The sequence below is a fragment of the Gordonia terrae genome (assembly GCF_051789125.1).
Classification (GTDB): Bacteria; Actinomycetota; Actinomycetes; order Mycobacteriales; family Mycobacteriaceae; genus Gordonia; species Gordonia terrae_A.
Map to the genome: position 1 here is coordinate 2,703,112 of NZ_CP196526.1, position 13,291 is coordinate 2,716,402.

13 protein-coding genes are annotated in these 13,291 nt (G+C 66.7%); 5 read left to right on the forward strand and 8 right to left on the reverse strand.

The annotated features are described in order from the left end of the window. Positions 1 to 43: 43 nt before the first annotated feature. The 6 genes from ACSUZC_RS12285 to ACSUZC_RS12310 form a co-directional block, all read right to left on the reverse strand. Positions 44 to 1,399: an NAD(P)H-binding protein gene (locus ACSUZC_RS12285; protein ID WP_439028830.1), complete on the reverse strand. Its 1,356-nt coding sequence runs from the start codon at positions 1,397 to 1,399 to the stop codon at positions 44 to 46. A 161-nt stretch (positions 1,400 to 1,560) separates the two neighbouring features. Beyond that, positions 1,561 to 1,998 carry a nuclear transport factor 2 family protein gene (locus ACSUZC_RS12290; protein WP_439028831.1) on the reverse strand — a complete coding sequence of 146 codons (438 nt, stop codon included), beginning with the start codon at positions 1,996 to 1,998 and terminating at the stop codon, positions 1,561 to 1,563. Positions 1,999 to 2,152: 154 nt separating this feature from the next. Then, the gene (locus tag ACSUZC_RS12295) at positions 2,153 to 2,734 is read right to left on the reverse strand and encodes a hypothetical protein (RefSeq protein WP_439028832.1); all 582 of its coding nucleotides are present in this window, start codon (positions 2,732 to 2,734) and stop codon (positions 2,153 to 2,155) included. A 9-nt stretch (positions 2,735 to 2,743) separates the two neighbouring features. Continuing rightward, on the reverse strand, positions 2,744 to 3,892 hold the full coding sequence (locus ACSUZC_RS12300; protein ID WP_439033106.1) for a zinc-dependent alcohol dehydrogenase: 1,149 nt from the start codon (positions 3,890 to 3,892) through the stop codon (positions 2,744 to 2,746). 84 nt (positions 3,893 to 3,976) lie between these two features. Continuing rightward, on the reverse strand, positions 3,977 to 4,639 hold the full coding sequence (locus tag ACSUZC_RS12305; RefSeq protein WP_439028833.1) for an enoyl-CoA hydratase/isomerase family protein: 663 nt from the start codon (positions 4,637 to 4,639) through the stop codon (positions 3,977 to 3,979). Next, complete coding sequence (locus tag ACSUZC_RS12310; protein ID WP_439028834.1) at positions 4,636 to 5,358, reverse strand: TetR/AcrR family transcriptional regulator; 723 nt, start codon at positions 5,356 to 5,358, stop codon at positions 4,636 to 4,638. The genes ACSUZC_RS12305 and ACSUZC_RS12310 overlap by 4 nt, the downstream gene beginning before the upstream one ends. 139 nt (positions 5,359 to 5,497) lie before the next feature. Between ACSUZC_RS12310 and ACSUZC_RS12315 the strand changes: the two genes are divergently transcribed. The 5 genes from ACSUZC_RS12315 to ACSUZC_RS12335 all read left to right on the forward strand — a co-directional run bounded on the left by ACSUZC_RS12315 (position 5,498) and on the right by ACSUZC_RS12335 (position 11,363). Then, positions 5,498 to 6,292, forward strand: coding sequence for a hydroxymethylpyrimidine/phosphomethylpyrimidine kinase (locus ACSUZC_RS12315; protein WP_439028835.1), 795 nt, complete (start codon positions 5,498 to 5,500; stop codon positions 6,290 to 6,292). Positions 6,293 to 6,317: 25 nt separating this feature from the next. Then, complete coding sequence (locus ACSUZC_RS12320; RefSeq protein WP_439028836.1) at positions 6,318 to 7,427, forward strand: NAD(P)/FAD-dependent oxidoreductase; 1,110 nt, start codon at positions 6,318 to 6,320, stop codon at positions 7,425 to 7,427. A gap of 117 nt (positions 7,428 to 7,544) precedes the next feature. Then, complete coding sequence (locus tag ACSUZC_RS12325) at positions 7,545 to 9,332, forward strand: thiamine pyrophosphate-requiring protein (protein WP_439028837.1); 1,788 nt, start codon at positions 7,545 to 7,547, stop codon at positions 9,330 to 9,332. A 106-nt stretch (positions 9,333 to 9,438) separates the two neighbouring features. Then, entirely contained in the window at positions 9,439 to 10,956 is a 1,518-nt protein-coding gene (locus tag ACSUZC_RS12330; RefSeq protein WP_439028838.1) for a flavin-containing monooxygenase, read from the forward strand. A gap of 47 nt (positions 10,957 to 11,003) precedes the next feature. After that, on the forward strand, positions 11,004 to 11,363 hold the full coding sequence (locus tag ACSUZC_RS12335; protein ID WP_439028839.1) for a DUF2200 domain-containing protein: 360 nt from the start codon (positions 11,004 to 11,006) through the stop codon (positions 11,361 to 11,363). A gap of 9 nt (positions 11,364 to 11,372) precedes the next feature. Here ACSUZC_RS12335 and ACSUZC_RS12340 read toward each other — a convergent pair whose 3' ends face one another. Continuing rightward, entirely contained in the window at positions 11,373 to 12,191 is an 819-nt protein-coding gene (locus tag ACSUZC_RS12340; RefSeq protein WP_439028840.1) for a DUF1206 domain-containing protein, read from the reverse strand. A gap of 5 nt (positions 12,192 to 12,196) precedes the next feature. Next, positions 12,197 to 13,267: a YihY/virulence factor BrkB family protein gene (locus tag ACSUZC_RS12345; RefSeq protein WP_439028841.1), complete on the reverse strand. Its 1,071-nt coding sequence runs from the start codon at positions 13,265 to 13,267 to the stop codon at positions 12,197 to 12,199. Positions 13,268 to 13,291 lie beyond the last annotated feature (24 nt).

A 13,291-nucleotide genomic window follows, 5' to 3' on the forward strand; every position in this document is an offset into this window, starting at 1 on the left:
GGCCTGCTGGTGCGACTCTATCCCGGCTGACTGGCCGAACACCTCACGCGTGCCGGACGGGTTCCTCTCGGAACGGATCGAACCCGGGCATCCCGAGCGCGCGAAGAGGTGACCCCCCACGCCAGTAGGCGAGGCCGGCCAGACCGCGCGGGAAGTAGCGGGTGGTGGTGACGATGTCGACCGTGGTCTGCGATCCGTGACTCCCGACCACCGTGTGATCGACATAGGCACGACCGAACTTCGTGCCGGACAGTCTGACTCGGAGGAAGTCGGGCCGTCGGGCATCGACGACCTCTCCGCGTCGTCGTGCCGTGGCACGCAGGTCTTCCCAGATCGTCGACGCCGTGCCCCGTTCGGTCCTGCGGGCGGTCGATTCGAACATCTCTTCGCCGGCCCAGTCCGGGTCGGTGGGGATGGGCTCGGCAGCCGAGACGTCCGGGGTTGCGTTGGTCCACGGTGCCACACCGTCACCGCGCTGCGACCGCTCCAGTGTCCGGGCGACGGCCAGCGCATAGGGCGTGAGACCACCCCGTGGCCTGTCGATGATGGCGTCGACCGCACGATCACGGCACACCGCGTCACACTCGAGCGATTCGATCAGCGGTCGTGCGATCTTGCCGCGAATGGGGGTGACGAAACGGACCCAGCGACTGGCCAGAGCCGGCGTCAGATAGGGGAGGACGACCATCATCCGCGGGCGGAGCCCGGCAACCTCGGCGTAGACCTGCATCATGTCGCGGTACTCCAGGACGTCCGGTCCGCCGATGTCCCAGGTCCTCGAGTCCGGTACGGCAGCGGTCGCGGCCTCCACCAGGTAATGCAGGGCATCGTCGACCGCTATCGGCTGGATTCTGTTGTGAACCCACCGCGGGGTGGTCATCGCGGGAAGCCGCTCGGTGAGGTGCCGGATCAATTCGAAGGATGCCGAACCGGAGCCGATGAGCGTGCCGGCCTGCAATGCGACGGTCTCGATCGACGAGTTGATCAGGATGTCCCCGACCTCGGCACGCGACGCGAGGTGTTCGGAGAGTTCGGTGCCAGTGGGGTGAAGCCCGCCGAGGTAGACGATCCGCGAGACGTTGCAGTGCTGCGCCGCTGCCACGACGTTCTCGGCAGAGCGCCGCTCCTCGGCGGCGAAATCCGAGTCGGAACTCATCGAGTGCACGAGGTGATAGACGACATCGACGCCTGCGAACGCCTTGACCAGCGAGTCCCGATCCGAGAGATCACCTCGGACCACCTCGGCGTCGGCCTCCGTGGCCCAGGGCGCGTCGGAGAGTTTGGACGGCGTACGGGCCAGGGCGCGCACACGATGACCGCGCGCGAGCAGGCGAGGCGCCAGCCGGCCCCCCACGTAGCCGGTCGCACCGGTGACCAGGCAGGTTCGCGACTCGCTCACTTCACTCCTTGACGCTCGGGTGCCTCCAATCTAGGGGGCGATGTCGAGCGGAAGACGCTGTGCGGCGGGTCGGTGCACGATCGTTCCCGGCAGGCCACGGAAGTGTAACGATGGGCACCTTGCGTGCGGGTGGCCATCAGTGCTCGCCGCGGGTCTCGCTGTCAGTTCTCGTCCGTCGCACCGGGCATGTTCTCGAACCACTGACAGTCCTCGAGCAACCGGCTGCTCTTCCAGCCCTCCGGGGTGCGGACCATCGAGTGGTGGTAATTGCCACCGCACGTGCTGAGTTCGGTCATGCCGACAAACCGCATCGGGTTGTAGAACATCGCCCGTACCTCGGCACGGTCGCCGTCGAATGTGTACTCGATGTTGGTGATGAAATGCTGGCTGACCGACACGAACGCGAAGCTCTCCTCGAGCCAGGCAGCGATCTCGTCCCGATGACCCGCCTGTCCGAACGGTGTCGACGTGTAGTCGACTGTCGCGTCGTCGGTGAAGACCGATCGCCACAGATCCCAGTCCTTGGTGTCGACCGCCCGCGAGTATCGGGACAAGGTGTCGGCTATCCCGAAGCGATCACCGATCTCCTGAAGGTCCATCGTTCTCCTGTCCGAGCACGCGGGGCGACAAGGCAGCGCGGGATCTGGTTTCACGCTGGTGAAGACCCCGCCATCTCGCGACTATAGACAGCCGTCCAGACGTGTGTCGGAGAACGGGGATCACGACTGTCACTGCGCTACCGCTTGCGCCGTCTCAACTCCGGGATTCACGAATCGAGCGGACCGCACGTCGAACGGCGACCCCGGCGACGGCTCCGGTGACCACCCACGGACCGCCCACGAGCAGCGGATCGATCCAGGTGTGATTGTTGTCGACGCGCTTGCGACCTACGCGAGACGACCAACCGTGATGACTGAGTTCGGATTTGATGCCGGTCTCGGTGAACGGGTTGTCCGGACGTCCGGTGGCGAAGGAGGCCAGGTGTGCCTCCACAGACGCCACCCGGTCGGCTCCCAACAATATGAGCCAATGTGCCGCGCGCGCCTCACTGAAGCGGTACGCCGAACGCCGGATCACGCCCGACAACCCTCGCGGCGGCGTCGAGGTGCCGAAAACCGGTGTGAGGAAAGCGTGTTCGTTCGATCTTTCGCGCGGCCACCGTTCCGGCTGGTCCTCGGGCACCGCCCAGTGGACGCCGGGCGCCGGGCCCACGGCGAGCTCCTGCGGGAATGCGGGACGGTCGGCAGGGTCTGAATCGACGCCCCAGCCGGGGATCCGGTCGACAAGAGCGGAGGTGTCGGGATCGTCCGGTCGGTCTGCGGGATAGGCGGGCATGGGTCCTCCTCAGCCGGCGTCGGCGACGATGATGGGTTTGATGCAGTCGTCGAGCTTGGCGGAGAAGATGTGATAGCCCTCCGCGATGTGCTCCAACGGGATGCGATGAGTGACGATGTCGTTCGGCTTGAAGTACCCGTTTCGGATGTGCTCGAACAGGCGGGGCCACTGCCGCTTGACCGGGCACTGGTTCATGTTCAGCGTCAGCCCCTTGTTCATTGCGTCACCGAATTTCACCGCGCTGAACATGGGACCGTAGGCGCCCATCACCGAGACGGTGCCACCCTTGCGCACCGAGTCGATCGCCCAGTTCAGGGCGATGGGGGAGCCGCCCTGCAACTTGAACTTCGCGGCGGTCACATGCTGGAGGAAGTTCCCGTCGGCCTCCGCGCCCACGGCGTCGATCACGCGATCGGCACCGATGTTGTCGGTGATGTTCTTCAAGTGGACGATGATGTCGTCGTACTCGGCGAAGTTGTAGGTCTCGGCGTGCGCGAACTGGGCCGCCTTGTCCAGTCGGTACTGCAGGTGGTCGATGACGATGACCCGCCCGGCGCCCATGAACCACGCCGACCGCGCCGCGTACAGACCGACCGGACCGGCCCCGAAGACGATGACGGTCTCGCCCTGTCGAATGTCGGCGAGCTGGGCGCCGAAGTATCCGGTGGACAACGCGTCCGTCAACAGCAGTGCGTCCTCGGGATCCATCCAGTCCGGGATGATGGTCGGACCGACATCGGCGAACGGAACGCGGACGAACTCCGCCTGACCCCCGTCATAACCACCACAGGTGTGCGAGTACCCGTAGATGCCCCCGACCGCCGTTGCGTTCGGATTCACGTTGTGGCAGTTGGAATACAGGCCCCGCGCGCAGAAGTAACACGTCCCGCAATACACGTTGAACGGCACCATGACCCGGTCGCCGACCTCAAGGTTGCGCACCGATCCGCCCACCGACTCGACGACGCCGATGAACTCGTGTCCGAAGGTCATCCCGGGACGGGTGTCGGGCATCATGCCGTGGTAGAGGTGCAGGTCCGATCCGCAGATGGCCGCGTGTGTCACCCGCACGATCGCGTCGTTCGGGTGCTCGATGCGGGGCACCGGCTTCTCCTCGACGCGGACCTTGTAGGGGCCGCGGTAGACCATCGCCCGCATCGTGTCAGTACTCATGCGCGAAGGCTTACCCCCGCGTCGAGTCGACAAACCTGGCTTCTGCCGCAGGAACGTGAGAATGCGGCGTCAGCGCGCGCGGCCACGCTCCAGGGCATCGGTCGCCGCGGCGAACATCGTCGACTTGATCGCCGCGACCGTGCCGGGATCCTTGCCGAGAATCGGTGAAAGGCGTTGCATCGCAACGTCGACGACCGAATCCTCGGCGGCGGTGTCGTCGACGAGGCCCGCGGACCGCGCGTCGGCACCTCCATAGCGCCGACCTGTCGTCATGGCCTCGAGTGCCGCCTGAGGGCTGAGCTTTGACTGGATCAACGCCGCCATCCCCGCCGTGAACGGGATGTTGATGTCGACCTCGGGGAAGCAGTAGTAGCCACGATCCTGTCGCATGACCCGGAAGTCATGCGCGAGGGCGAACATCGCGCCGGCCCCGAAGGCATGTCCGTTGACCGCCGCCACGGTGGGCAGAGGAAAGGTCAGCAGCCGTACGAACAGTCGTTGCACCTGATCGACGTAGTCATCGGCCTCGTCCGGGTGCGCGAGGAGCCACTCCAGGTCGAGGCCGTTCGAGTAGAACTTGCCGGTCCCGACTGTGATCAGACCCTGTGCGTCGTGCTCGATCTCGTCGAGTTGCGCGCGCAACGCCGACAGCCGCTCCGGTGAGAATCGGTTCTCGTCGGCGCCGAGCGTGAGCACGGCGACCTTGTCTCGGTAGTGCAGGGTGGTCGTCACGGGTGTCCTTTCGTCGTGGGTGTGAGAGTCCTGTTGGTCATGGGTGGTTCCTGCTCCGGCGGTGGCAGCGTCAGGACTGCGCGGACCGCGGTGGCGAGTCGTTCGCGCACTCGGTCGTCGGGTGCGCGATGCCCACGTAGGAGCAACGCCGTGGGGAGTTCGACGACGCAGTCGCGGATCACGTCGACGGCAGCCCGGTCGCGACGATCCCACATCTCCTCCGACAGCCCGATCAGGACGGCGACGAGTTGCTCGTCGATACCTGCGATCGCCTCGGCCAGATCGCTCGGGAGATCGCGTGTCCCGCGCACGTCGTCGCGACTGACCCGCAGCAGGAATTTCCCGGAGGTCGGGTGTGCGGCGAGGAACCGGGCGGGACTGTCCGCGGCGGCGACGACCGCCTCGACCGCGCGGGAGCGTTCATCGGCGTACCTCCCCCTGGCTTCCGTGTCCCTGGCGCCCGACTCCCTGGCTCCGGCGTCGTCGGTGGCGGCGTCGATCGCGTCCCGCTGAAGCGCGAGGAACCGCTGGGCCGCCCGCAGCCACGTCCGGCCCACCAGGCCGGCTCGCGACTCGAATGCGTGATATATCGCGCCGTTGGACATCGACGTGAGTCGGGAGATCGCGCGCACGGTCACCGCCTCGGGTCCCGATTCGACGGCGACGGCCTCGACGGCGTCGAGTACCGCATCGAGGTCGTGGACGCGAGGACGGGGCATGCCGATCACCATAACAGAGCACTTGCTCTGTTATGGCCGCAGGGTCGTGGCCGACCATCCGAACGCGGGGTCGTCGAGCGCTGGAACGAGGTGTACAAAAGGAACCCGAGTACGAGACCGCTCCGGGAGAGGACCGTCGATGTCAGTGGTGTCTTATGTGATCGCCGGGTCCGAGGCGACCGGGGGAGCCGGTATCCAGGCCGATCTGCGGACCTTCGCCCAGCTCGGCACCTACGGTGTCGGCACGATCACCTGCATCGTGTCCTTCGATCCGAAGGCGGGATGGGCTCATCGTTTCGTGCCGATCGACCCTGAGGTGATCGCGGACCAGATCGAGGTCGCCACCGCGGCGCACGAACCCGATGTGGTCAAGATCGGCATGCTGGGCACGCCGGCGACGATCTCGACGGTGGCCGAGGCCCTGGCGTCCCGGCAGTGGCGACACGTCGTCGTCGATCCGGTGCTGATCTGCAAGGGCCAGGAGCCCGGTGCCGCCCTGGACACCGACAACGCACTGCGCTCGCAGATCCTGCCGCTGGCCACCGTGGTGACACCGAACCTCTTCGAGGCGGCGACGCTCGCCGGGATGGATGAGCTCACCTCGGTCGATGACCTCGCGGAGGCCGCCCGCCGGATCCATGACCTCGGCCCCGGCGTCGTCATCGTCAAGGGCGGCGTCGGACTCCCGGGTGACGACGCGGTCGATGTCGCGTTCGACGGCACCGACGTGACCGTGCTCCGGGCGCCGAAGGTGGGCGACGAGCGTGTGTCGGGCGCCGGCTGCGTATTCGCGGCCGCGACCACCGCGGAACTGACCAAGGGCGCCGACGTGCTGGATGCCATCCGGACCGCGAAGCAGTTCACCCACGACGGGATCGTCGGTCGCCTCGCCTCGCACGCCCCCTTCGACGCCGTCTGGCACGGCGCGCGCTAGCCCGCGGCGGGCGTAGCGTGTGGCCATGTCCACCACCTCCGACGCTGCCGTCATCGGCGCCGGGATCATCGGCCTGTCGACCGCGTACCACCTTGCCCGACAAGGGTTGTCGGTCACAATCTACGAGTCCGGTCGGCCTGGGTACGGCCAATCGGCAGGGCAGTCGCGCATCTTCCGCCACGCACACGACGACCCCAGACTCGTCGAGCTGGCGGTTCGTGCACGTCATCAATGGGACGAGTGGTCCGACCAGCTCGACACCCCGCTGATCTCCGCTGACGGCGCCGTCGCCCTGGGCGACGCGGTCGGAGACCGACGGGCGATCCTGGAGAGCGCTGACGTGGAGGTCGTGTCACTCGACCCGGAATCGCTACGGGAGGTACTGCCGATACTCGCGGACTACAACGGCCAGGCGATGCTCGACGTCCGCGGCGGCTCCATCGACACACGAGCCGCGATCACCGGGCTCGCCGACAGGTTCCGCGACGACATCGTCCACGAGGAGGTCATCGCCGTTCACAACGACGACGACGCCGTGACCGTGCGTACACCTACCACGATGGGGAAGCACGGCGCGGTCGTGGTGTGTGCAGGGCGAGGGACCGCGGCGCTCGCGCGCGGAGTGGGATTGACCCTCCCGCTACGCCTGGGCGCGCACGTTCGCGTGTCATTTCGAGTGCGGGACAGCACGGTTCGACTCCCGACGCTGCAGGACGGCGGCGGCCACTTCGGCGCCGAGGGTGTCTACGCCGCGGTGTACCCCGATCGGTCGGCCTACGGTCTGGGGATCGCCGACGACGTCGACGCGCTCGGCGACGGATCGATCGTCGACGGGGGCCGGCTCGGCGATCTGGCAACTGCGGCGCGCCAGTACGTGACAACCGCACTGCCCGGACTCGATCCCACCCCGGTCGAGACCGTGCACTGCTGGGTGACGACGCTGCCGTGGGGCGACGACGGTGTGGCGATCTGGCGCACGGGACCGGTCGTCGCGGTGGCCGGCCACAACATGTTCAAACATGCGCCCGTCGTCGGCGAAGCCCTCGCACGGACAGTGGTCGGGGGACGTGTTCCGGCCGGGTTCGGTCCCGACGACCGCCTGGGGGACTCACGCCTGGGAGCGCCGACGGTCTGAGACCCCGCACTCGCTCGTTGTCGGGACGGCGTGGTGTCAGAGTGACGTTCCGCGGGTAGTCGTGGGAGATCACGGTGTCGCCGACGGCGCCGCCAGACACCACCGCCGAGGAGCGCCATGTCCGACACTGTTGCAGACGTCGTACTGAATCGATTGCGCGAGTGGGGTGTTCGACAGATCTTCGGGTACCCCGGAGACGGCATCAACGGGTTGCTCTCGGCCTGGGGCCGCGCCGGCAACAACCCGCAGTTCGTCCAGTCGCGCCACGAGGAGATGAGTGCGTTCCAGGCCGTCGGGTACGCGAAGTTCTCTGGCCAGGTCGGGGTCTGCGCCGCGACCAGCGGCCCGGGCGGCGTCCATCTGCTGAACGGTTTGTACGACGCGAAGCTCGATCATGTGCCGGTGGTGGCGTTGGTCGGACAGACCGAGCGTTCGGCGATGGGCGGTGCCTATCAGCAGGAGATCGACATGCTGGCCCTGTACAAGGACGTCTGCAGCGACTTCGTGCAGATGTGTTTGGTGCCCGAGCAGATCCCCAACCTCATCGACCGGGCCATTCGGGTCGCTGTCGCGGAGCGGGCTCCCACCGCGCTGATCTTTCCCTCGGACGTGCTCGATCTGGACTATGAGCCGCCGCAGCAGGCGTTCAAGCAGGTGCCGTCCAGCCTGGGGATGACGCGTCCGACACAGGCACCCGACCCCGAGGCGATCAGGCAAGCGGCCGACATCCTCAACGCGGGCGAACGGGTGGCGATGCTGGTGGGGCAGGGCGCCAAGGACTGTGTCGCCGAACTGACGGCCGTGGCCGACACACTCGGCGCCGGGTGCGCCAAGGCGCTTCTGGGGCGGGACGTGCTACCGGACACCCTGCCGTGGGTCACCGGATCCATCGGCTTGCTCGGGACAACGGCGAGTCACCACCTCATGACCGGGTGCGACACCCTCCTCACCGTCGGGTCGAACTTTCCCTACTCTCAGTTCCTCCCGTCCTTCGGCCAGGCTCGGGGAGTTCAGATCGATCACTCGCCGAAGACCATCGGGATGCGATATCCCAACGAGCTCAACATCGTCGGCGACGCCCGGACGTCGTTGCAGGCTCTCATCCCGTTACTCGAGACCAAGAGCGACCGGACGTGGCGCGACGAGGTCGAGGCCTCGATCGAACGATGGTGGGCGACGGCGGCCGAGCAGGCGATGACCGACGCGAACCCGATCAATCCGATGCGGATCTTCCACGAGTTCTCGCGACGGGCTCCCGCCGACTCGATCGTGACGGCAGACTCCGGCACGGCGGCCGACTGGTACGCCCGCCACATCGTGTTCCGCGACGAGATGCGCGGTTCGTTGTCGGGAACGCTCGCCACGATGGGGCCCGCAGTTCCGTACGCCATCGGCGCGAAGTGGGCGCATCCGTCCCGGCCGGCCATCGCCTTCGAGGGCGACGGAGCGATGCAGATGAACGGGCTGGCCGAAATGATCACGGTCGCGCACTACTGGCGACAGTGGACCGACCCCCGCCTCGTCGTCGCCGTCCTGCACAACAACGACCTCAACCAGGTGACCTGGGAACAGCGAGCCATGTCCGGATCCCCGAAATTCGCTCCGTCGCAGGATCTTCCCGACGTCGACTATGCAGCATTCGCCCGCAGCATCGGGCTCCTCGGAATCAACGTCGACGACCCAGACGACCTCGGCGCCGCGTGGGACACCGCGTTGTCGGCAGACCGCCCGACCCTGCTGGATGTTCGATGCGATCCCACGGTGCCGCCGATACCACCGCACACGACGCGCGAGCAGGTCCTGGCCCTCGGGGAGTCCCTCCTCAAGGGCGATGAGGACGCCAGGGCCGTCGCCGAGAACGTCGCCAAGCAGAGCATCGGGCAGTTCAGTCCCGGCACCGACTGACGTTCGCGCGCCGCGGCCCGCCGCAATGCCGCCCGGTATGTACCCATGGTGTCCGAGGTGGTGCATCCTGGACACAGCACGTTGTCGTCGAGCAGAGGAGAACCGGGTGGCCACGACGCCTGAGGAAGTGGATGTGCTGATCGTCGGGGCCGGCATCTCCGGCATCGGCGCCGCGCGGTACCTGCGGACCGAGCATCCCCGTAAGTCGATGATCGTCGTCGAGGCTCGCGACAACGCGGGCGGAACGTGGGATCTGTTCCGCTACCCGGGGATCCGCTCCGACTCGGACCTGCACACCTTCGGTTACGAGTTCAAACCGTGGACCGACAAGCAGGCCATCGCCGACGCACCCCGCATCCTCGACTACCTGCACGAGACCATCGACGAGAACGAGCTCGCCGGGAACATCCGGTACGGCCATCGAGTCGTGGCGGCGGCGTGGTCCTCCGAGCTGGCCCGCTGGCTCGTCGACATCGAACGCACCGACACCGACCGAGGCGGGAACGGACACGAGCCGGAGCGCATCCAGGTCAGCGCCAGGTGGATCTTCTGCGGATCCGGCTACTACGACTACGACGCGGGCTTCACACCCGAGTTCAGTGGACAGGAACGGTTCCGCGGTCAGATCGTCCACCCACAGCACTGGCCGGAGGACCTCGACTACGCGGGCAAGCGAGTGGTGGTCATCGGAAGCGGGGCGACCGCGGTGACCCTGCTACCAGCGATGGCCGAAGAGGCTGCGCACGTCACCATGCTGCAGCGCACGCCGACCTACATCATCCCGCTGCCGCGGGAAGACGCGATCGCCAACACCTTGAAGAAAGTGTTCGGCGACAAGCGCGGCTATGCATTGACGCGACAGAAGAACGTCGCACAGCAACGCATCGTGTTCGAACTGTGCCAACGCTTTCCGAAGGTCGCCCGCCGGCTGATCCGCAAGATCAACCAATCCCAGCTCCCCGCGGGGTTTCCCGTCGACGAGCACTTCAACCCGCCCTACAATCCGTGGGATCAACGCCTCTGCGTGGTTCCCGATGCGGATCTCTTCCGGACCCTCCGTTCCGGTGCGGCGTCGATCGTCACCGACCGTATCGACAGCTTCACCGAGGACGGAATCCTGCTCGAGAGCGGCCAGGAACTGCAGGCCGACATCATCGTCACCGCGACAGGCCTCAACATCAAGATCATCGGCGGCATCGACCTCAGCGTCGACGGTGATCCCGTGTCCCTGCCCGACACCATCGTCTACCGCGGGATGATGCTGTCGGGTGTGCCGAACTTCGCGCTCGCCATCGGCTACACCAATTCCTCGTGGACACTGAAGATCGGCCTGCTGTGCGAGTACTTCTGTAAACTTCTGGCGCACATGGACTCTCACGGCCAGGACACGGTCTGGGCGGTGGCGGATCCGTCGATGCCGACTCGTCCGTTGCTCGACTTCGGCGCAGGATATGTACAGCGAGCGCTGGACACGTTGCCCAAGCAGGGCCCTGAGGCCCCGTGGGTCATGTCGATGAGCTACTACACGGATCGACGGCTGTTCCGCGGCAGCGTGATCGACGACAACCTCCGGTTTTCGCGGGCAGGGGACCGTTCGCAACCTCGGGCCGGCGCGCGGACCTAGACCGGTCGCGAACCCAGACCGGGAAAGACCGCCATGAAGGAGCACCCTTGGCACAGCCGCACCGCATTTTCAGGACCAGCTTCGCCAGCATCTACCCGCACTACCTGACGAAAGCCGAACGCAAGGGCCGCACCGCCGACGAGGTGGACCGGGTCATCTGCTGGCTCACCGGATACGACGCCGCCGGTCTCCAGAAGACCATCGACGACGACGTCGACATGGAGACCTTCTTCGCCGAGGCGCCTGCGTTCAACCCGGACGCCGCACTGATCACGGGCGTCATCTGCGGGCACCGCGTCGAGGACATCGAGGACCCGTTGATGCAAAAGATCCGTTACATGGACAAACTGGTCGACGAGGTCGCCCGGGGCAAGAAGATGGCGTCGATCCTGCGGGGCACGTCGTAGGCCCCGTGGTCACATGCGGGCGAACCGCGCGAGCCAGTAGCAGTAGACGCCGTAGGCGGCGATTCCCACTGCGGCAACGACCATCAGAATCTGCCCGGCGGGCAACCCGGCCAGGGACTTCACCGCACCGTCGATGCCGGTCGCCTTCGAGGGGTCGGCGGTGGCGACTGCGACGATGACGAGGATCCCGGTGCCCACCAGCACGGCGCCCTTCCCGCAGTAGCCGACGATCCCGGCAACGGTGGCACCCTTGTCGTCCGAGATCTTGAGATCGTCGAGAAACGAACGGCTCGCCCCCTTGTACACGTGGTAGATCCCCACGCCGATGATGATCAGTCCGGCCGCCACCAGCACGAATTTGCCACCGCCCGACTGCAGGAGCCGCGCTGTCAGCCCGGCGTTCTCCTGGCCGCTCGACTTGCCCTGGCCGGTTGCGAATCGCACGGCCGACCAGGCGAACCCGACGTAGACGACGGCCAGCGACAATGCCTTCCCGCGGTCGAACCACTGTTCGGCACCGTCGTTGTCCTGGCCTGGCTCGGTGGCATGCGGGCCGACGATGGCCTCGGCCAGGCGCCAGAGGGCGAGTGCCGCGAAGGCCACCACCGCGATCCACAGCACGACCCGGCCGCCCGATGAGTCGGCGAAGATGCCCAGGGCGCCGGACTGGTCGGCATTGCCGGTGTCGCCGAACGCGATTCGCAGGACGATGAAGGCGATCAGCAGATGCAGGACACCGCTGACGGCGTGTCCGGCGCGGGCCAACCGCTCGAACCACGGGCTGTCGGTGGCGCGGTCGACCGCGCCGGTCACCTGGTTGTGGGTCATCTCGATCATTCTCCCCGCGAGTTGCGGAGCTCTCGGGCCTGTTCGATGAACTTGCGGTCTTTCTCGTCGTTCTTGTCCGAGGCCTTGGTGTCCCGAGGGGGCAATTGCAGGTGCTCTTCGGCGGGCATCCCGGCCTGCAGCTGCCGGCCACGCTCGAGCTCGGAGTCGAACTCGGCCCCGAAGAGCAGCGCCAGGTTGGTCAGCCACAGCCACAGCAGGAACACGATCACGCCGGCCAGCGCGCCGTAGGTCTTGTTGTAGTTGCCGAAGTTCGACACATACAGGGCGAAGGCCGCCGAGGCCACGATCCACGTGACGATGGCAAGCACCGCCCCGGCACTGATCCAGCGGAACTTGGGCTGGCGGACGTTGGGCGTCGCCCAGTACAGGATGGCCACGATCAGGATCACAAAGATCAGCACCACCGGCCAACGGACGATGTTCCACACGGTCAGCGCGGAATCACCCAGACCGATCGCGTCACCGATGGACTGCGCGATGGGTCCGCTGACCGCGAGCATCAACGCGACAGCCGCGGCGAGGACCAGCGCCACGAAGGTGACCAGCAGCATGAGCGGGCGCAGCTTCCAGACCGGCCGACCCTCGTCGATCTCGTACATGCGGTTCATCGCCCGACCGAACGCGCCGACGTAACCCGATGCCGACCAGAGTGCACCGGCCAGACCCAGGACGAGCGCGAAGCCCGCGCTGGGCGCGGACACGAGCTGTTCCACCGGGCCTCGCAGGGTGTCCACCGCCGACGACGGACCGACATCATCGATCATCTTCAATACTGCGTCGGTCGTCTTCTCTCCTTGGCCGAAGACGCCCAGCAGCGACACCAGGGCGAGTAGGGCGGGGAAGAGCGACAGGACCGAGTAGTAGGTGAGGGCGGCTGCCAGGTCCGTGCACTGATCGCGGGAGAACTCCCGAGCGGTCTTCCGCAAGACGAACCACATCGACGGCTTGGTGAGGTCGGTCGGCGAGTCGGGCTTGCGCGGATCGTCCGGATCCGCGGACTCCGGATCGTCGCGTACGTCCTTCTCGACTGGGGGAGCATCGTCATCTCGCTTCACCCCAGGGTCATAACCCCGGGACGT

Coding starts and splice junctions, on each gene's coding strand:
- ACSUZC_RS12290 (WP_439028831.1), bottom strand. CDS start 1,998: ATGGACCTTCAGGAGATCGGTGATCGCTTCGGGATAGCCGACACCTTG.
- ACSUZC_RS12295 (WP_439028832.1), bottom strand. CDS start 2,734: ATGCCCGCCTATCCCGCAGACCGACCGGACGATCCCGACACCTCCGCT.
- ACSUZC_RS12300 (WP_439033106.1), bottom strand. CDS start 3,892: ATGCGGGCGATGGTCTACCGCGGCCCCTACAAGGTCCGCGTCGAGGAG.
- ACSUZC_RS12310 (WP_439028834.1), bottom strand. CDS start 5,358: ATGCCCCGTCCTCGCGTCCACGACCTCGATGCGGTACTCGACGCCGTC.
- ACSUZC_RS12315 (WP_439028835.1), top strand. CDS start 5,498: ATGTCAGTGGTGTCTTATGTGATCGCCGGGTCCGAGGCGACCGGGGGA.
- ACSUZC_RS12320 (WP_439028836.1), top strand. CDS start 6,318: ATGTCCACCACCTCCGACGCTGCCGTCATCGGCGCCGGGATCATCGGC.
- ACSUZC_RS12325 (WP_439028837.1), top strand. CDS start 7,545: ATGTCCGACACTGTTGCAGACGTCGTACTGAATCGATTGCGCGAGTGG.
- ACSUZC_RS12340 (WP_439028840.1), bottom strand. CDS start 12,191: ATGACCCACAACCAGGTGACCGGCGCGGTCGACCGCGCCACCGACAGC.